Source organism: Micromonospora sp. NPDC048868 (assembly GCF_043198195.1).
Lineage (GTDB): Bacteria > Actinomycetota > Actinomycetes > Mycobacteriales > Micromonosporaceae > Micromonospora > Micromonospora reichwaldensis.
This window is the reverse complement of sequence record NZ_JBICUN010000007.1, coordinates 223,823-241,367: the sequence shown is the minus strand read 5'-3', so window position 1 is coordinate 241,367 and position 17,545 is coordinate 223,823. Positions and strand designations below refer to the sequence as shown.

Sequence of the window (17,545 nt, the reverse complement as noted above, 5' to 3'; positions counted from 1 at the left end):
AAGGTGGAGACATGACCGAGCACGAGTCCGACCCGCAGCGCCGCCCGGCCCACCCCGACGCCGAGCCGTCGCACCCCACCGCCGAGCTGCCGCGCGCCGAGCGCGCGCAGTCCGACTCCGCCCCCGCCGGTGACTCCGCCCCGACCGTCGGCCTGACCACCGTGCCCGGCGGCGACCCCGCCCCGGCCGCCGGTGACTCCACCCCGACCGTCAGGTTCGGCACTGCGCACGGCGGCGACACCGGCCCGGCCGCCGGTGGCTCCGCCCCACTGGGCGGCGAGGCGCCGCGTACCGCCGGGTCGGGCCCGGCCGCCGACGGCCCGCCGGCCGGCGACGGCGGCCCGCGCGCCGCCGAGCCGGCCCGCGCCCCCGAGGGCGCCGGTCCGCTCGACCGACCCACCCCGCCCGGCCCCTTCGCGCCCGCCCCGGCCGTTGCGCAGCACCCGGCCGCCGGCCAGCCCCAGCCGTATCATCCGCAGGCCGCCGGCCAGCCCGGTCACCCGCACGCGGCGGGCCAGCCCGGTTACCCGCACGCGGCGGGCCAGCCCGGTTACCCGCAGGCCGCGGGCCAGCCCGGCTACCCCCAGGCCGCCGGGCAGCCAGGTCACCCGCAGTCCGGCTACCCGCAGGCCCCCGGCGCGCCCTGGTACGGCCAGCAGTCCGGCTGGAGCGGCGGGGGACAGCCGGGACAGCCGTACGGTCACCAGCCGCACCCCTCCGGCCAGCCCGTTCCGCCCTGGGCGGCCCCGCAGACGGCGGGCCCCCGGCCCAGCCGGATCGCCAAGTTCGCCGGCGCCGGGGTGGCGGTCTTCGCGCTGATGCTCGGCTCGGGCGTCGCCGGCGGGGCGCTCGCGCTCGCCGTCGACGGCGACTCGGGCATCACCCGCACCTACTCCGCCGCGCCGATCATCAACGGCGCCGACCTGCCCCGGATCGCCGCCGCCGTGCAGCCCAGCGTCGTCTCGATCGGCACGGACAACGGCGAGGGCTCCGGCGTGATCCTCACCGCCGACGGCTTCGTGCTCACCAACAACCACGTGGTCGCCTCCGCCACCGACGGCAAGGCCATGGTGACCTTCGCCGACGGCAAGACCGCCGAGGCCAAGATCGTCGGCACCGACCCGAAGACCGACCTCGCGGTGGTCAAGGCCAACGGCGTCAGCGGCCTCAAGGCGGCCACCTTCGGCGACAGCGACGCGATGCAGGTCGGCGACCAGGTGCTCGCCCTCGGCAGCCCCCTGGGCCTCCAGGGCTCCGTCACCGCCGGCATCCTCAGCGCCCGGGACCGCACCATCCAGGCGGGCAGTGGGCAGCAGCGCCAGGACCCGGCGCAGGGGGCCAGCTCGATCGCGGGGCTGCTCCAGACCGACGCGCCGATCAACCCGGGCAACTCCGGCGGCGCACTTGTCAACACCAGGGGCGAGGTGATCGGCATCAACACCGCGATCGCCACCGCCGGGCAGGGCAGCAGCGGCAACATCGGCGTCGGCTTCGCCATCCCCAGCAACAAGGCCAAGGACGTGGCCGGCAAGCTCCAGCGGGGCGAGAAGGTCAGCCACCCGTCGCTCGGGGTCAGCGTGACCCCCGCCGAGGGCGGCGGGGCCCTGGTCGCCGCCGTCACGCCGGGCAGCCCCGCCGAGAAGGCCGGCCTGCAGCGCGGCGACGTGGTCACCCGGTTCGGCGACAAGGCGGTCAACGACTCGGACGACCTGGTCGGCGCCGTGCAGGCCGGCAAGGTCGGCGACCGGGTCGAGGTGACCTACAAGCGCAACGGCACCGAAGCCAGGGCGACGGTGACGCTCGCCGAGACGTCGTAACCGGCGACCGAAGACATTCCTCCTCCCTCCGGGTGGCGGGTGGCGGGGCCAAGGGGGTTGGCTCCGTCACCCGTCGCTCCCTCTGACGGCGGTTCACCCGGTGCGGGTGAGCCGCCGTCACCCGTCGCGCTGGAATCGTCGGCAGTCAGGACCGGCGAGGCGTACGGAGGGTGCGATGACCACGGCAGCGGCCGTTCGGACCGACGAGCGGATCCAGCGGGACGTGCTCGACGAACTGGGCTGGGACGCCCAGGCGCAGCCGAACGAGATCGGGGTGACCGTCCACGACGGCGTGGTCACCCTGACCGGCTGGGTCGACGGGTACGCGCGGAAGTGGGCGGCGCTGCGCGGCGCGCAGCGCGTACGGGGGGTGCGGGCGGTCGCCGACGACGTCGAGGTGCGCCTGCCCGGTGAGCCGGGGCGTACGGACGCCGAGATCGCGATCGCGGCGGGCCGGGCGCTGGAGTGGGACAGCTTCGTCCCCGCCGAGCGGCTGGACGTCACCGTGGCCAACGGCTGGGTGATGCTCCGTGGCGAGGTGGAGTTCGGCTGGCAGCGGCGTACCGCCGAGCGGGAGTTGCGCCGGCTGCGGGGCGTACGCGGGGTGACCAACCTGGTCGAGGTGCGCCCCGTCGCCCGTACCGACAGCGAGCGGCTCCGGCGCGACCTCCAGCGGGCGCTGGGGCGCGGCATCGGCACGGAGCGGGTGACCGTCGAGGTGGACGGGGACACGGTCGCGCTCACCGGGGTCGTGCGCTCCTGGTGGGAACGGGACGAGGCGGAGCGGGTGGCCTGGTCCGGCGAGGGGGTACGGGCGGTGCGGGAGCAGCTCCTCGTGAGCGGCTGACCGCCCGGATCGTCCCGTTTAGTGGCGCCGCCGCCGGGAACCCGTCGTCGACCCCGCCCGCCCAGCGGGCACGGGGCCGGCCCGGTGATGCCACAGCAGTGACCGAGGGGGAGGAATCCGTGGCCGTGAACCATCCGTCGCCCGACCGATCGGCACCGCGGCCGTTGCGGATCGCGATGGTGGTGCCGCCGTGGCTGTCGGTGCCGCCGCCCGGCTACGGCGGGCTGGAACAGGTGGTGACCGGCCTGGTGGAGACGCTTGTCGACCGGGGCCACGCGGTCACCGTGTTCGGGGCGGGCCGGGAGCACGGGACCGCGGCGGCGTTCGTCTCGACGGTGCCCGAACTCCAGTTCGACCGGCTCGGCGAGGCGCTGCCCGAGCTGGCCCACCTGGCCCGGGTCAACCACCGGGTCCACGCCGGCGACTTCGACATCGTCCACGACCACACCACCATCGGCCCGCTGATCGCCGGACACCGGGCCGTGCCCACCGTGGCCACCGTGCACGGCAACCCCGTGGGCGAGTACGGCGACGTGCTCAGCGAGACCGACAGGGGGGTCGGGCTGGTGGCCATCTCGCATGCCCAGCGCCGGCTCAACCCGCCGCTGCACTGGGTCGGCACGGTGCACAACGCGATGGACGTCCGGGGCGTCCCGCACAAGACCACTCCCGGGCGGGGGCCGGTGCTCTGGCTGGCCCGGTTCAGCCCCGACAAGGGCCCGGACGTCGCCATCCGGGCCTGCCGGGCCGCCGGCCTGCCGCTGGTGCTGGCCGGCAAGTGCAACGAGCCGGCCGAGCGCCGCTACTACGACCAGGTGGTCCGGCCCCTGCTCGGCGAGGACGTCCGGGTGGTGCTCGACGCCGACCGGGCCGAGGCGCTGCGGCTGCTGGTCGAGGCCCGGTGCCTGATCATGCCGATCCGGTGGGACGAGCCCTTCGGCATGGTGATGGTGGAGGCGATGGCGACCGGGACGCCGGTGGTGGCGCTGGACCGGGGGGCGGTGCCGGAACTCGTCCGACCGGGCAGGACCGGCCTGATCTGCGAGCACGTGGACGAGCTGCCCAGCGCCCTGCGCGCGGCGACGGGCATCGACCCGGCGACCTGCGTCGCGCACGTGGCGGAGAACTTCTCCACCGGGCGGATGGCCACCGGCTACGAGGAGGTGTACCGCCGCTTCATCGCGGAGGCGGCGTCGCCCGAGGCGGCCCGGGAGCCGGTCCGGGCGCGGGCCCGCTGACCGCCGGCGGTCAGACCCGCGCCGCCCCGAGCGCGGTGATCGCGCTGTCCAGCCGGCGGGCGTACGCGTCGGTGAGGGCACCCTCGCCGCGGCGGATCGCGACCTTCTCGCGGAGCCGGGCGATCCGCTCGCCCAGGTCGCCCGAGCGGGCGCGGGCCGCGTCGGTCAGGTTACGCAGCTCGTTGCGGAAGTCGAGGCCGACGTCGGGACGGATCCCCCCGTCGTCGAGGCCGGCGCCGATCAGCCCGTCGACCCGGTTGGCTGCCTCGATGAGGTCGCCGCGCTCCGGGGACGTCGGGGTCGGCCGGGGTGCGACCGGTGGGGCGGACGTCGGGGTCGGGGAGGCCGCCGGAGGTGGTGCGGCGTCGGCCGTGGGCGTGGGGGAGGGCGGCGGGTCGGACGGGCCGGTGCTGGGCAGCGCCCGGGGCGGGCTCGACTCCTCCTGACGGATCGCGGGCACGGCCAGGGCCACCCCCACGAGCAGTACGACCGGCACGATCAGCACCGGGCGCGGCAGGCGGCGCCGACGGCGCTCCCGGGCGTGGCGGGCGCTGCGCGGCTCGGACCCTGCCGCGTCCGGCCCTCCCGTGCCCGGCACCGCTCCATCTGCTGGCACCGTCCCGTTCGCCGGGGTCGGGGTGGCCGGCTGGGTGGGCAGGGTAGGGAGGGTGACCGTCGGCGCGAGCATGGTGGCGGCCTGCGGATCGGCGGGAAGCAGTTGGTCGCGCAGGAGGGTGGCGACCTGGCGGGCGGTGGGCCGCGCCAGCGGGTCCCGCTCCAGGCAGCGCAGGCAGGTGCGGGCGACCTCCGGCGGCAGACCCGGCAGGTCGGCCAGCGAGGGCGGGCCCTCCCCGGCGAGCGCCTCGCTGAGCTGCTCCCAGGTGTCCGCCGGGTACGGCACCCGACCGGTCAGCGCCTCGTAGAGCAGCACGCCGAGGGAGTACACGTCGGTGGCCGGCTGGGCGGGTGCCCCGTCGAGCCGTTCCGGCGCCACGTACGCGGGCGTGCCGAAGGTGCCCCCGTCCTCGTCGTCGTCCGGCGCGCCGATCCGGGTGGCGATGCCGAAGTCGAGCACCTTGACCCCCGCCCGGGTCATCATCACGTTGGCCGGGGTGATGTCCCGGTGCACGATGCCGAGCCGGTGCGCGGCGGCGAGCGCGTCCGCCACCTGGGCGGCCACCTCGACCGCCTCGGCCCACGGCAGCGGCCCCTCGGTGAGCCGGACCTCCAGCTCCTCGCCGGCCAGCAGTTCCATCACGACGAACGACGTGATCGACCCGTCGGGCGCGACGGTCTCGCCGTAGTCGTGCACCGAGGTGACGTGCGGGTGGACGAGCTGGGCGGCGGCGCGGGCCTCCTCGCGCACCATGTCGCGGAAGCGGGCGTCGGCGGCGAGCGACGGGGCGAGCACCTTCAGCGCCACGATCCGGTCGAGCACCTCGTCGCGCGCCCGCCAGATCACCGACATGCCGCCGGCGCCGATCTGGTCGACGAGCCGGTACCGGCGGGCCAGCAACCGGCCGGGGTGCAGTGCTGGCTTCACGGAACGCACCTGCCTCGCTGTGGGAGCGCTATCAGGTTGCGCGAATGTGTCGGGCCTGTCAACGGTCGACTACCTTCCGGGACCCGGGCCGCTTCGGCGAGCCGCCCCTCGGCCGCCCTCGGGCCGGCACCGGGCCGCCCCTCGGCCGCCTTCGGGCCGCCGCCCGGGCCGCCCCTCGGTTGCCCCGAGGCCGCCCCTCGGCCGCCCCCCCGGGCCGGCACCGGGCGGGCACTTTTCCGCCCGTGCCAGGATGGAACGCATGTCGCAGGGACCGGTGGCGTTCGTGCTCGGGGGCGGGGGAGTCCTCGGCGCGGTCGAGGTGGGCATGCTGCGGGCGCTGTTCCGGGCCGGCATCCGGCCCGACGTGGTGCTCGGCACCTCGATCGGGGCGGTCAACGGCGCGCTGGTCGCCGCCGAACCGTCCGAGGCGGTCACCGACCGGCTGGTCCGGCTCTGGGCCTCCCCCGAGGCGAGCGAGGTGTACGGCGACTCGGTGGCCCGCCAACTGCGCCGGTTCGCCGCCCGTACCCACCTGCACTCGCCGCGCCCGCTGCGCAAGCTGCTGGAGGCCGAACTGGGCGCGGAGACCACCTTCGCCGATCTCAAGGTGCCCTTCCGCTGCTGCGCGGCCAACATCGAGCGGGCCGCCGAGCACTGGTTCGACAGCGGGCCGCTGGTGCCGGCCGTGCTCGCCTCCGCCTCGGTCCCGGGGCTCCTGCCGCCGGCCCGGATCGACGACCAGCACTACATCGACGGCGGGATCGTGAACTCCATCCCGATCGGCGAGGCGGTCGCCGTGGGCGCCACGCGGATCTTCGTACTCCAGGTGGGCCGGATCGAGCGGGCCCTGACCCCGCCCCGGCGCCCCTGGGAGATCGCCCAGGTCGCGTTCGAGATCGCCCGGCGGCACCGGTTCGCCCGGGAGATGGCGGCCCTGCCCGACGGGGTGGAGGTGCACGTGCTGCCCACCGGCGGGCTGGAGCCGCGCGACGACACGCCGTGGGCGTACCGGGACATGGCGGCGGTGGGGCGGCGGATCAGCCGCGCCTACACGGCCTCCCGGCGCTACCTGGCGACGCAGTTGGAGCACTGATGCCCCTACCGCCGCGGTGGGTGCGCCGGCTGCTCCTGGCCCCCGGCGTGGTGCTGCTGGCCTTCCTGGTCGTGACGACCCTGCCGGTCTGGGCGCTGCTCGCGGCGGCCGCCTCGCCGCTGGTCCCGGGCCGGCTGCGGCCGCTGCGCCTGCTCTGGCTCGGCTGCGTCTACCTGGTCTGGGACGCGACGGCGCTGCTCGCGCTCTTCGTGCTCTGGGTCGCCTCCGGCTTCGGCTGGCGGGTCCGCTCGCCCGGCTTCCAGCGGGCGCACTACGTGCTCGCCGGCTGGTTCCTGCGGGCGCTCTTCTGGCACGCCCGCTGGGCGCTGCACCTGAGCATCGACGTGGTGGGCACCGACCCGGACACGGCCCTGCCCGGCCGGCCCGAGCTGGTGCTCTGCCGGCACGCCGGCCCGGGCGACTCGTTCATCCTGATCCACGCCCTGGTCAACTGGTTCAACCGGGAGCCGCGGATCGTGCTGAAGGACAGCCTCCAGTGGGACCCGGCGGTCGACGTGCTGCTCAACCGCCTGCCGAACCGCTTCCTCGCGCCGGGCCCGGACCGCCGGGGGTCGGTGACCGAGCAGATCGGGCACCTGGCCCACGGCCTGGACGACGACGACGCGTTCGTGATCTTCCCGGAGGGTGGCAACTTCACCCCCGGCCGCCGGCTGCGGGCCATCGAGAAGCTGCGCGGCCTCGGCCTCGAACGGATGGCGCGGCGCGCGGAGCGGATGCGGCATGTGCTCGCCCCGCAGCCGGGCGGGCTGCTCGCGGCGCTGGACGCCGCGCCCGACGCCGGGGTGATCTTCGTGGCGCACACCGGCCTGGACCGGATGCTGAGCGTCGGCGACGTGTGGCGGGAACTGCCGATGGACAAGCGGATCATCATGCGGTTCTGGTCGGTGCCGCCGGAGGAGGTGCCGACCGGTCGCCAGGAGCGGATCGACTGGCTTTTCGACTGGTGGGCGCGGATCGACGAGTGGATCGCGGCCAATCGGGACGGTGCCGCGTAGGGTGCGCTGGTGGACCAGATCTGCGTGGTGACGACGGTGGTGGACGCCCGCTCGGTCGCGGACGTGATGGCGGCGGCGGCCGTCGCCGGTCGGCTCGCGGCCTGCGCCCAGGTGGGCGGCCAGGTGGACAGCACCTACTGGTGGCGTTCCGGGGTGGACACCAGCACCGAGTGGTCGGTGCAGTTCAAGACCGCGCCGGACCGGGCCGCCGCGCTGGTGGAGCAGATCCGGGCCAGCCACCCGTACGAGGTGCCGGAGATCCTGGTCACCCGGGTGGAGAGCGGCGACCCCGCCTACGCCGCCTGGGTGCACGAGCACACCCGGCCCTGAGTACCCGCACTCTGGTCAGGTGATCTCCCGGCCACCATGATGGCCGGGTGCAGAACACCGGTTACCCCTGTCCCGCCTGCGGCGCGCCGGCCGACCTCGGCTCCGGCTGCTCCGGTTGCGGCCGACCGCCGTACCCGGCCGCCGCCGAGGTGGTCCGGCTCGACCGGGAGATCGTCGCGCTCGGCGGCGAGGTCGAGCGGGCCCGCGCCGCGTACCAGGGGCTCGCCGGCCGGCTGAACACGGCCCGGCAGCGTCGGGCGGCGCTGGCCGCCGCGGTGCGGGCGGAGTTCCCCGCCCCGCGCCCGGCGGCGCCCGCGACCGCAGGGCCGGTGCGCCCCGCGTCCGTCGCGGCCCCGGTGCCGGTGCGCCCGGCGCCGGGCGTGACCCCGCCGCCGGCCGCGACCCCGGTGCCGGCCTGGCCGGGCCGGGGGCCGGTCGCTCCGGTCCCCGCGCCGGCGGGTGCGGGCGTCGGCGGGGCGGAGACCTCCACCCGTACGGTGCAGGGCCTGCTCTTCGTCCTCGGCGGGCTGCTGCTGGGCACCGCCGCGGTGGTCTTCACGGCGGTCGCCTGGGCGTCGGTGGGGGTCGCCGGCCGGGCCCTGATCCTGTTCGCGTTCACCGCCCTCGCCCTGGCCGCGCCGCTGGTGGCGGTGCGGCGTGGGCTGCGCGGCACCGCGGAGACCTTCGCCGCCGTCGGGCTGCTGCTGGTGCTCCTCGACGGGTACGCCGCCTGGTCGGTGGACCTGGTCGGGGTGGCGGACTGGCCCGCCACCCGGTACGCCGCGCTGGTCGGGGGGGCCAGCGCGGCGGTCGCCGCCGGGTACGCCCGGCTCAGCGGACTGACCGTGCCGTGGTTCGCGGCCCTGCTGACCGCGCAGCCGGTGCTGCCCCTGCTCGTCGTCGACGCCCGGCCGGACGCCGCCGGCTGGGCGATGACCTTCCTGGGGGTGGCGCTGCTCGACCTGGCGGTGCTGGTCGCGCTGCGCCGTCGGGGCGCCCCGGCGGCCGGTGCCGGTGCCGTCGGGACGCCGGCGGCCGGCGGCCCGACCGCTGGTGGCCCGGTCGCCGGTGCCGTCGCCCCGGCCGGTGCCGTCGCCCCGGCCGGCGTGGCGCCCGCGCCGTCCGGCGAGCGTCCGGCGGTCCTCGCCGGGCGCGTCCTCGCCTGGGTGGGGCACGCGGGCGCGCTGTTCGTGGCCGCGTGCTGTGCCCTCGTACCGCTGGCCCTCGGCCGGGCCGCCGGCGTTCCGCTGCTGGCCGGTGCGCCGCTGCTGCTGGTGGCGCTGACCCTGCTCGGCACCGCGCTGCTCACCGGCGGGGCGGTGTTCCGCGCCGTGGCCGCCGCGCTGCTGGTGCCGGTGCTGGCCGGCGCGGTGATCCGTCCGATCGTCGAGCTGGACCTGTCGCTGCTGCTCACGGCGCTGGTCGTGGTGGCGGTGGCCGGCGCGGTACGGCTGCTGCCCGCCGGGTGGCGGCCCGGTCCCCGGGCCGGCGCGCTGCTGGTGGCCGGCGGGATGGCGCAGTTCGTCGTGCTGCTGGCCGTCGCGCTCGCCGGCGCCACCGCTGGCCGGTCGCTGCCGCCGTGGCAGGGGGCCGCGGCCGGGCCCGACGCCGACGGGGGGTGGCAGCTTCCGGCGGCGATCGCGCTGACCGTGGCCGCCTTCGGGCTGTTGCTGCCGAGGGCCGCCCGGCCGGCGCTGGCCGCGATCGGCGCGGCGGCCGTCGTGCTGGCGGTGCCGGCCGGCTGGCCGTCGCCCTGGCCCGCGGTGGTGGCGCTGGACCTGGTGGCGGCGGTGGGCCTGTTGGCCGTCGCGGTGGGGCGTCCCGGCGTCCGGTCCTGGACGGTCCTGGCCGCGGGGGTGGCCGGGACCCTTCTGCTCGGGCACGGACTGGTCGTCGGGCTCGCCGCGACGGCGGGTGCGGGTGCGGCGCTCGCGGTGGTGCTGGTCGCCGGGACCGCCGTGGCGGCGGCCGGCCGACGCGGCACGGCCGCGCAGCGCCGGGTGGCCGGGGCGGCGTCGGCCGTCGTGCCGGTCGCGGTGCCGGCCGGCGCGGTCGTCGCCCTCCTCGCCGCCGGGGCGCCGGCCTGGTGGCAGGCGCGGGCGGCGCTCGCCGCCGTCGCGCTGCTGCCCGTCGGGCTGCTCGCGGTCCGCCGGCACTGGCCCGACCTGCGGGCGTACGCCTCCGTCGGGGTCGCCGTGGCCGTCGCGGCGGTCGGGTTGGCGCCGCTGGTCGTACCGGCCGACGAACCGGTGACGCTCTACGCCGCCGTGGCGGTCCTGCTGGCGACGCTGGGCGGTGCGGTGCGCTCCGACGTCGTACTGCGGGTGGCCGGCATCGGGCTGCTCGTGGTCTCGGCCGCCGCCGCCCTGCCGGTGGCGTTGACGGCGCTCGTCGCCCCGTACGGCGAGGTGTCGCCCTGGTCCGGGGCGCCCACGGTCCGGGCCGACCCGGGGGCGCTCCCGGTGGGCCTGGCGTTGGCCGTGCTGGCGGTGGCCGGGGTGCTGGCCGGCCGGCAGGACCGGGCTGTCGTGCGGACCGGCCTTACCGGCGCGGACGCCGTTCCGTCGGCGGGCGCGGTCGCGTCGGCGGGCGCCGTCGCGTCGGCGGGCGCCGGTTGGTGGCGGGCCGCGCTGGTCGCGGTGCCGTTCGCCGCGGCCGCGCTGCCCGTGCTGCTGGTGGCCGCAGGGGTGCCGTGGCCGGTGCTGCCGGTCGGCACGCTGCTCGGCGGGGTGGCCCTGGTGCTGCTCGCCGCCCTGGCCGCACCGCGTCCGCTGCTCGCCCCGGTCGGGTTGCCGGTGGGTCTGGTGTTGGCGGCGTCCGGGCTGCTCGGCCTGCTGGCCACCCGGACGGGCACGATCGTCGGCCTCGGCGTGCTCGTCGTCGCGGCGGCGGTGGTCGGGGTGGCGGCCCGCCGGGACGACGCCCGGCTGGGCGGTGCCCTGGTCGCGGTGGCCGCCGCGACCAGCCTCGCGGTCGTCGCGCCGCTGGCCGGCGGGCTGCCGGTACGGGCGGCCACGTTCAGCGTGCTCGCCGTCGCGGCACTCACCCTGGCCGCCGCGGCGGTGCTCGGTCAGGTCGGGGCGTCCCCGGCCGGTCCGGCCCGCCGGGGACGGGCCACGGCGGCGGCGTTGGACGCGGCGGCTCAGGCGGTGGCGCTGGTCGCGCTGCTGCTCGCGGTGGGCTCGCTGCGCCACGCCGCGGCGGTCTGCGTGCTGTGGGGCGCCGCCGTCGCGCTGCGGGTGCTGCCCCGGGGTGAGTCGGCGGGCCGGCGGTGGGCCTTCGCGGGCATCGCCGGCGGCAGTGAGCTGCTCGGCGGCTGGCTGCTGCTGGCCGCCGGGGACGTGGCGGTGCTGGAGGCGTACACGGTGCCGGCGGCGGCGCTGGCTCTCGTGGCGGGCGTGGTGGCGCTGCGTACCCGGCCGGGGTTGAACAGCTGGCTGGCGCTGGGCCCGGGGCTCGCGGCCGGGCTGCTGCCGAGCCTGGTGTCGGTGCTGGTGGCTGCGGACCCCCAGCCGTGGCGGCGGCTGCTGCTGGGCGTCGCCGCGCTCGCCGCGGTGCTCGCCGGGGCGACCCGCCGCTGGCAGGCGCCGGTGCTGCTGGGCGGGGTGACCCTGGCACTGCTCGCGCTGCACGAACTGGTCCGTGGCTGGGACCTGCTGCCCCGGTGGATCTTCCTGGCCGTCGGCGGGTTCGCGCTGATCGGGCTCGCCACGACCTACGAGCGGCGCCGCCGGGACCTGGCCCGGCTCCGGGCCGCCGTCGGCCGGATGGGCTGATCAGGCCCGGTCACGGGTGCCGGAGGTAGGGCTCGCCCTACCCCCGAACCGGGGGTGGGCAGGGTTACTCAGCGCAACCGTTCGCCGGAGACTGGAAGCGGGACGCGCCGGCCGGCACGTCCCGGGATCGAGGAACGGGAACGGAGCCGCGATGGTGCTCGGAGCGGTGGCGGAACCGCCGGTACGGCGGGGCAGTGACTACGCGCAGTTGTCCCGGCGGATCAGCGGGGCGGGCCTGCTGGAGCGACGCCCGGGCCGGTACGTGACCCGGATCGTGCTCACGCTTGGCGTCTTCGCGGCGGGCTGGGCGGCCGTCGGCCTGGTCGGCGACTCGTGGGCGCAACTCCTGGTCGCCGTCTTCCTCGCCGTCGCCACCACGCAGGTCGCGTTCCTCGGCCACGACGCCGGCCACCGGCAGATGTTCCGGCGGCGCGGGCCGAGCGAGGCCATCGGCCTGCTCACCGGCAACCTGGCGGTCGGGCTGAGCTACGGCTGGTGGGTCGACAAGCACAACCGGCACCACGCCAACCCCAACCACTCCGACGAGGACCCCGACGTCGGGGCCGGCGCGCTGGTCTGGACGTACGAGCAGGCCGCCGCGACGCGCGGGTTCGGTCGCCGGCTGGCCCGTCGGCAGGCGTGGCTGTTCTTCCCGATGCTGCTGCTGGAGGGGCTCGCCCTGCACGTGGCGAGCGTGCAGGCGATCGTGGGCCGGGACTCCGACGGCAGGTTCCGCACCCCGATGCGGCACCGCGGCGTCGAGGCGCTGCTGCTGGTCCTGCACGCCGTCGGCTACCTCGGTGCGCTGCTGCTGGTGATGTCGCCGGTGAAGGCGCTGCTCTTCGTCGCGGTCCACCAGGGGCTGTGGGGCTTCTACATGGGCTGCTCGTTCGCCCCCAACCACAAGGGCATGCCGATGCCCACCGCCGACGACGACCTGGACTTCCTGCGTAAGCAGGTGCTCACCTCCCGCAACGTGCGGGGCGGCCGGCTCGTCGACGTCGCCCTGGGCGGGCTCAACTACCAGATCGAGCACCACCTGTTCCCGAACATGCCCCGGGCCAACCTGCGCCGGGCCCGGCCGATCGTCCGCGCCTACTGCGCCGAGCAGGGCATCCCGTACGCCGAGACGGGGCTGGTCGAGTCGTACCGTCAGGCGCTCGCGCACCTGCACGAGGTGGGCCGGCCGCTGCGCGGCTGACACGCGCGAACGGGGGCGACGCCGACCGGCGCCGCCCCCGTTCCGTGTGCGGTAGGGCTCAGGAGCCCATGGACTCGATCAGCTCCTGCGGGGCCTCCTGCGTGTCGCCCGCGGCGGGCTTCTTGACGGTGACCGGGGCACCGAAGTCCGAGTAGTTGGTGATCATGGTGCCCAGCGACTCGTGCAGCACCTGGGTGTCGATGGCGAACTCGACGAGCCGGTTCTGGTCGTCCACCCTGGCGGTGAACGGGACGGCCTTCGCCTTGTCACCGAGGGCCTGGATGGCCTTGTCGTCGGGCTTGGTGCGGGTGTAGTCGAGGGTGCCGGAGTAGCTGCCCGGACCGGTCTTCTCGACGTCCACCACGCTCTCGACCATCTGCTTCGCGCCGCCCGGGTCGCCGTCGGGCATCAGGTTGAGCTGACCGCTCTTGCCGAGCTTGGTGGCGTCCATGTGCATCCACTTCTTCGGCATCCCCTGCATGCCGGTGACCTTCAGGTAGACGTCGTTGCCGAGCATCAGGATCCGGAAGGTGCCCTCCGCGCCCATCTTCAGCGTCATGTCGCCGGTCTTGGTGGCCGGGTCCATCACGCCGCTGCCGTTGATGACCGGCGACGTGAGCCGCATCTTGACGGTCTGCTGGTTCAGCTTCTGCGCGGCGGCGGCCAGCTCGGCGCGGGCGTCGGCGGGGGCGCTGCTGGCCGGTGCCGCGCCGGTGGTGCCACCGTCGCCGGCCGGAGCAGCCGTGTCCGTCCCCGTACCGCACCCGGTGAGACCGAGGGCGAGCGCGGCGACGAGCGCGACCCCCGTGGTCGCCAGCCGTCGAGTGTTCATCGTGGAAATCTCCTCACGCAGGGTGGGCCGGGGCGACGTCGGTCGCGGGCCCGGCCGGGCCGCCGGTCAGCCTAACCCCGCCGGTCCACAGCCGCTCATCTATGCCGTGGCGGTCCCCGGGCCGCCGCGCCGCCGGGGTGGGCCACACCTCCCGCCGCTGGTCGGCGTCGTCGCGACCGGTCCCGGTAGGGTCTCCCCATGGCAGACGTGCTCACCGCCGAGGCGGTGCGAGACGAGCTGGGTGGGCTGGCGGGCTGGTCGGGAGACCCCGCCGGGATCACCCGCACCGTGGAGCTGGCCAGCTTCCCGGCGGCCATCGCGGTGGTCGACCGGGTCGCCGTGACGGCGGAGGAACTGGACCACCACCCCGACATCGACATCCGCTGGCGGGCCCTGACCTTCCGGTGCGTCACGCACTCGGCGGGTGGGGTCACGCGGCGTGACCTGGAACTGGCTCGGCGGATCGACGAGATCGTGGGGAGCGTCGGATGAGATTCGAGATCAGCAAGGTGCTGGACGCCATCGAGGGCCGGGTCAGCACCGACCCGTCGCTGGCCCGGGCCGTCGTCGACCTGGCCGAGGTGATCCGCTACCAGGATCTCGACGGCGGTCGGCCGGCGAGCCTGCTCCGCCTCGGCATGGTGATCGACGCCCTCGCCCGGGAGATGGAGGAGGACAGCGTCCCGGTCTACGCGGTGGTCCACCGGGCCCTGCTCTCCGACGCCGACCTCACCTCCAACGAGCGCATGGTGGTCCGCCGGTGGGCCGACGACGGGCTGGTCGAGGTGCTCGACAACCCGGGCGACCGGATGCTGGAGGTGGCGGACCTGCTCGGGCTGCCCGTGCTCACCCGGGTGCGGGCCGACGGCCTGCGCGGGCGCTACCCGTGGCTGGTTGAGCAGGCCGGCCGGGTGCTCGCCCCGGTGCCCGGCGCCGGCGGGCCGGCCTTCGTCGCCCACGTCGGCGGCGGGCACACGCCCGTCGCCGGTGACCGGTCACCGGCCGGCGTGAAGCTGCTCGCCCGGCGCTGGCGCTGCGCGGAGCCCGGCTGCGCGCTCTTCGGCGGTGGTGGGGGCGGCGGGGCATTCGCCGACCTGTCCCGGGTGGTGGAGCGCAGCCCAGCCGGCCAGCCGCCGCCCACGCTGCGCGGCGGCGTGCCGACCTGCCCCCGGCACGGCACCCGGCTCGGCGACGCCGGTCCGCGACCGCGGAGCGCCGTCCTGGCCGTGCGGGTGGGCGGGCTGATCCGCCGACGCTTCGTGCTCACCGAGGAGGAGCCGGCAGTGGTCGGCCGCGCCCCCGACCAGTCCGGCGGGATCACCCTCGGGCAGTGGCTCAACGACGAGGCGCGCCGCTGGATCAGCCGCAGCCACGTCCGGTTCGAGCTGCGGGTCGGCGAGGTGATCGTGACCGACGTGAGCACCAACGGCTCGGGCATCCGCCCGGGCGGGTCGATGGCGGAGCCCGACCGGGTCCCGCTGGCGCCGCAGCAGTCCCGGGTGCTGGCCGAGGGCGACATGGTGGAGCTCTACCCGGGCGTGCAGATCGGCCGGCCCGACGAGCTTCCCACCGGCGCCCCCTACACGCCCACGTCGGTCATGGCCGAGGCACCCACGATGGCGATGCGCCTGCCCCGCTGAGCCGCCGGGAGACGACGGCGGGCGCCGGGACCGTGGTCCCGACGCCCGCCCGTGTCGTACGGGGCTCAGCCGGCCAGCACCGCGGCGAGCTGGGCGACCGCGTGGTCGATCTCCTCCTCGGTGATCACCAGCGGCGGGGCGAGCCGGATGGTGGCGCCGTGGGTGTCCTTGGCGAGCACCCCGCGCTCGGCGAGCCGCTCGCACGCCTCCCGGCCGCTCATCAGCGCCGGGTCGATGTCGAGGCCGGCCCACAGGCCCCGGCCCCGCACCGCGACGAGGCCCCTGCCGACCAGCGACCGGAGGCCGGCGTGCAGCCGGGTGCCCAGCTCGGTCGAGCGGCGCTGGAACTCGCCGGTGGCCAGCAGCCGGACGACCTCGGTCGCGACGGCGCAGGCCAGCGGGTTGCCGCCGAACGTGGAGCCGTGCTGGCCCGGCCTGAGCACGCCGAGCACGTCGGCGTTCGCGGCTACCGCGGAGACCGGCACGATGCCGCCACCGAGGGCCTTGCCCAGCAGGTACATGTCGGGCGTGACGCCCTCGTGGTCGCAGGCGAAGGTGTCCCCGGTCCGGCCGAGGCCGGACTGGATCTCGTCGGCGATGAAGAGCACGTTCTGCTCGGTGCAGACCCGGCGTACGCCCGGCAGGTAGCCCTCCGGCGGCACGACGACGCCCTGCTCGCCCTGGATCGGCTCGATCAGCACCGCGACGGTGTTCTCGTCGATGGCGGCGGCCAGCGCCGCCAGGTCGCCGTAGGGGACGACCGTGAACCCCGGGGTGTACGGCCCGAAGTCGGCCCGCGCGTCCTCGTCGGTGGAGAAGCTGACGATGGTGGTCGTCCGGCCGTGGAAGTTCCCCTCGGCCACCACGATGTTGGCCTGCCCCGGCGCGACGCCCTTGACCTGGTAGCCCCACTTGCGGGCGACCTTGATGCCGGTCTCCACGGCCTCGGCGCCGGTGTTCATCGGCAGCACGAGGTCCTTGCGGCACAGCTCGGCCAGCTCGCGGCAGAAGTCGGCGAACTGGTCGTGGACGAACGCCCGGCTGGTGAGCGTCAGCCGGTCGAGCTGCGCGTGCGCGGCGGCGATCAGCGTCGGGTGGCGGTGGCCGAAGTTCAGCGCCGAGTAGCCGGCCAGGCAGTCGAGGTAGCGGCGGCCGTCCACGTCGGTCAACCAGGAGCCCTCGGCGGAGGAGATGACCACCGGCAGCGGGTGGTAGTTGTGCGCGGTCCACCGCTCCGCGTCGCGGATCGCCTCCGGCGTCCGCAGCATGTCGTCGATCACTGGCTCGCCTTTCCCTGACGGAGTCGCAACGTGCAGCACTTCGGTCCGCCGCCGGCCTTGCGCAGCTCGGAGAGGTCGACACCGATCGTCTCGTAGCCCCGGTCGCGCAGCTTCGCGGCCAGGCCGGTGGCCTGCTCCGGCAGCACCACGTGCCGGCCGTCGCTTACCGCGTTCAGCCCGAAGACCTCGGCGTCGGCGAGGGTGGCGTGCACCGCGTCGGGGAAGAGCCGGCGCAGCACCGCCCGGCTGCCCGGCGAGAACGCCTCCGGCAGGTACGCCACCGTCCGCTCGTCGAGCACGGTGAGCGCCGTGTCCAGGTGGTAGAAGCGCGGGTCGACCAGCTGCATGGTCACCACGGGGTAGCCGAAGACCTCCTGGAGCTGCGCGTGCGAGGCGTGCGCGGTGCGGAAGCCGGTGCCGGCCAGCAGGAAGTCGCCGGCCAGCAGGATGTCGCCCTCGCCCTCGTTGACGTGCTTCGGGTCGTGCATCTCGAAGCCGGCGGCCTCGAACCAGGCGCGGTAGGCGGGGGCCTCGTCGGCGCGCTGCGGGTCGCGGAACTGCACGGCCATGGCCTTGCCGTCGATCACCGTGCCGCCGTTGGCGGCGAACACCATGTCGGGCAGGCCGGGCACCGGAGCGATCTCCTCGACGGTGTGGCCCAGGTCCCGGTAGATCTGGCGCAGCTGCTCCCACTGCCGGACGGCGAGGTCGGTGTCGACCGGTGCGGTCGGGTCCATCCACGGGTTGATGGCGTAGTCGACGGCGAAGTACGTCGGCCGGCACATCAGGAAGCGCTGGCTGGTGGCGTCCATCGTCATTGTCCTGCTCCCAGGGGTCGGGCGCGCCCGGCCACCTTCGGCCCACGGGCTGGCGCCGTTGCTCAACGTTATGCGGCGCCGATGGTGGAATCCACCGCTGGAAGTTGCGCAGGC

14 protein-coding genes are annotated in these 17,545 nt (G+C 76.0%); 10 read left to right on the top strand and 4 right to left on the bottom strand.

From position 1 onward, the window contains the following. Positions 1-11 precede the first annotated feature (11 nt). The 3 genes from ACGFNF_RS14220 to ACGFNF_RS14210 all read left to right on the top strand — a co-directional run bounded on the left by ACGFNF_RS14220 (position 12) and on the right by ACGFNF_RS14210 (position 3,902). Positions 12-1,817, top strand: coding sequence for a trypsin-like peptidase domain-containing protein (locus ACGFNF_RS14220; protein ID WP_393168060.1), 1,806 nt, complete (start codon positions 12-14; stop codon positions 1,815-1,817). 175 nt (positions 1,818-1,992) lie between these two features. Beyond that, positions 1,993-2,664: a BON domain-containing protein gene (locus ACGFNF_RS14215; protein ID WP_393168058.1), complete on the top strand. Its 672-nt coding sequence runs from the start codon at positions 1,993-1,995 to the stop codon at positions 2,662-2,664. A 176-nt stretch (positions 2,665-2,840) separates the two neighbouring features. Beyond that, the gene (locus ACGFNF_RS14210) at positions 2,841-3,902 is read left to right on the top strand and encodes a glycosyltransferase family 4 protein (protein ID WP_393168186.1); all 1,062 of its coding nucleotides are present in this window, start codon (positions 2,841-2,843) and stop codon (positions 3,900-3,902) included. A gap of 10 nt (positions 3,903-3,912) precedes the next feature. Here ACGFNF_RS14210 and ACGFNF_RS14205 read toward each other — a convergent pair whose 3' ends face one another. After that, positions 3,913-5,445, bottom strand: a complete 1,533-nt coding sequence (locus ACGFNF_RS14205) for a serine/threonine-protein kinase (RefSeq protein ID WP_393168056.1) — start codon at positions 5,443-5,445, stop codon at positions 3,913-3,915. A gap of 259 nt (positions 5,446-5,704) precedes the next feature. Here ACGFNF_RS14205 and ACGFNF_RS14200 point away from each other — a divergent pair, with 259 nt between their 5' ends. The 5 genes from ACGFNF_RS14200 to ACGFNF_RS14180 all read left to right on the top strand — a co-directional run bounded on the left by ACGFNF_RS14200 (position 5,705) and on the right by ACGFNF_RS14180 (position 12,861). Beyond that, positions 5,705-6,538, top strand: coding sequence for a patatin-like phospholipase family protein (locus ACGFNF_RS14200; protein ID WP_132231132.1), 834 nt, complete (start codon positions 5,705-5,707; stop codon positions 6,536-6,538). Continuing rightward, entirely contained in the window at positions 6,538-7,554 is a 1,017-nt protein-coding gene (locus tag ACGFNF_RS14195) for a 1-acyl-sn-glycerol-3-phosphate acyltransferase (RefSeq protein WP_393168054.1), read from the top strand. The genes ACGFNF_RS14200 and ACGFNF_RS14195 overlap by 1 nt, the downstream gene beginning before the upstream one ends. Before the next feature lie 9 nt (positions 7,555-7,563). Next, positions 7,564-7,884 (top strand): divalent-cation tolerance protein CutA, encoded by a 321-nt coding sequence (cutA, locus tag ACGFNF_RS14190; RefSeq protein ID WP_311413068.1) that lies wholly within the window; start codon positions 7,564-7,566, stop codon positions 7,882-7,884. 47 nt (positions 7,885-7,931) lie between these two features. Further along, positions 7,932-11,660 (top strand): SCO7613 C-terminal domain-containing membrane protein, encoded by a 3,729-nt coding sequence (locus ACGFNF_RS14185; protein WP_393168052.1) that lies wholly within the window; start codon positions 7,932-7,934, stop codon positions 11,658-11,660. Positions 11,661-11,811: 151 nt separating this feature from the next. Continuing rightward, positions 11,812-12,861, top strand: coding sequence for a fatty acid desaturase family protein (locus tag ACGFNF_RS14180; protein WP_393168050.1), 1,050 nt, complete (start codon positions 11,812-11,814; stop codon positions 12,859-12,861). A gap of 58 nt (positions 12,862-12,919) precedes the next feature. Here the strand turns inward: ACGFNF_RS14180 and ACGFNF_RS14175 are convergent, their stop codons facing one another. Next, positions 12,920-13,693, bottom strand: a complete 774-nt coding sequence (locus ACGFNF_RS14175) for a hypothetical protein (RefSeq protein WP_393168048.1) — start codon at positions 13,691-13,693, stop codon at positions 12,920-12,922. 198 nt (positions 13,694-13,891) lie between these two features. Here ACGFNF_RS14175 and ACGFNF_RS14170 point away from each other — a divergent pair, with 198 nt between their 5' ends. Together ACGFNF_RS14170 and ACGFNF_RS14165 are read left to right on the top strand one after the other, a co-directional pair. Then, positions 13,892-14,185, top strand: coding sequence for a 4a-hydroxytetrahydrobiopterin dehydratase (locus ACGFNF_RS14170; protein WP_151455679.1), 294 nt, complete (start codon positions 13,892-13,894; stop codon positions 14,183-14,185). After that, positions 14,182-15,333 carry an FHA domain-containing protein gene (locus tag ACGFNF_RS14165; RefSeq protein WP_357577262.1) on the top strand — a complete coding sequence of 384 codons (1,152 nt, stop codon included), beginning with the start codon at positions 14,182-14,184 and terminating at the stop codon, positions 15,331-15,333. Before ACGFNF_RS14170 ends, ACGFNF_RS14165 begins: the two co-directional genes overlap by 4 nt. A gap of 65 nt (positions 15,334-15,398) precedes the next feature. Here ACGFNF_RS14165 and rocD read toward each other — a convergent pair whose 3' ends face one another. Next, positions 15,399-16,613 carry an ornithine--oxo-acid transaminase gene (rocD, locus tag ACGFNF_RS14160; protein ID WP_393168045.1) on the bottom strand — a complete coding sequence of 405 codons (1,215 nt, stop codon included), beginning with the start codon at positions 16,611-16,613 and terminating at the stop codon, positions 15,399-15,401. Then, positions 16,610-17,425, bottom strand: a complete 816-nt coding sequence (gene ddaH / locus ACGFNF_RS14155; protein WP_393168184.1) for a dimethylargininase — start codon at positions 17,423-17,425, stop codon at positions 16,610-16,612. Before ddaH ends, rocD begins: the two co-directional genes overlap by 4 nt. Between the last annotated feature and the right edge of the window lie 120 nt (positions 17,426-17,545).

What these genes read in the sequence shown, in the direction of transcription:
- ACGFNF_RS14200 (WP_132231132.1), top strand. Translation starts at nt 5,705, where the DNA reads ATGTCGCAGGGACCGGTGGCGTTCGTGCTCGGGGGCGGGGGAGTCCTC.
- ACGFNF_RS14215 (WP_393168058.1), top strand. Translation starts at nt 1,993, where the DNA reads ATGACCACGGCAGCGGCCGTTCGGACCGACGAGCGGATCCAGCGGGAC.
- ACGFNF_RS14165 (WP_357577262.1), top strand. Translation starts at nt 14,182, where the DNA reads ATGAGATTCGAGATCAGCAAGGTGCTGGACGCCATCGAGGGCCGGGTC.
- ddaH (WP_393168184.1), bottom strand. Translation starts at nt 17,425, where the DNA reads ATGGACGCCACCAGCCAGCGCTTCCTGATGTGCCGGCCGACGTACTTC.
- ACGFNF_RS14175 (WP_393168048.1), bottom strand. Translation starts at nt 13,693, where the DNA reads ATGAACACTCGACGGCTGGCGACCACGGGGGTCGCGCTCGTCGCCGCG.
- ACGFNF_RS14220 (WP_393168060.1), top strand. Translation starts at nt 12, where the DNA reads ATGACCGAGCACGAGTCCGACCCGCAGCGCCGCCCGGCCCACCCCGAC.
- ACGFNF_RS14195 (WP_393168054.1), top strand. Translation starts at nt 6,538, where the DNA reads ATGCCCCTACCGCCGCGGTGGGTGCGCCGGCTGCTCCTGGCCCCCGGC.
- ACGFNF_RS14210 (WP_393168186.1), top strand. Translation starts at nt 2,841, where the DNA reads ATGGTGGTGCCGCCGTGGCTGTCGGTGCCGCCGCCCGGCTACGGCGGG.
- ACGFNF_RS14180 (WP_393168050.1), top strand. Translation starts at nt 11,812, where the DNA reads ATGGTGCTCGGAGCGGTGGCGGAACCGCCGGTACGGCGGGGCAGTGAC.
- ACGFNF_RS14170 (WP_151455679.1), top strand. Translation starts at nt 13,892, where the DNA reads ATGGCAGACGTGCTCACCGCCGAGGCGGTGCGAGACGAGCTGGGTGGG.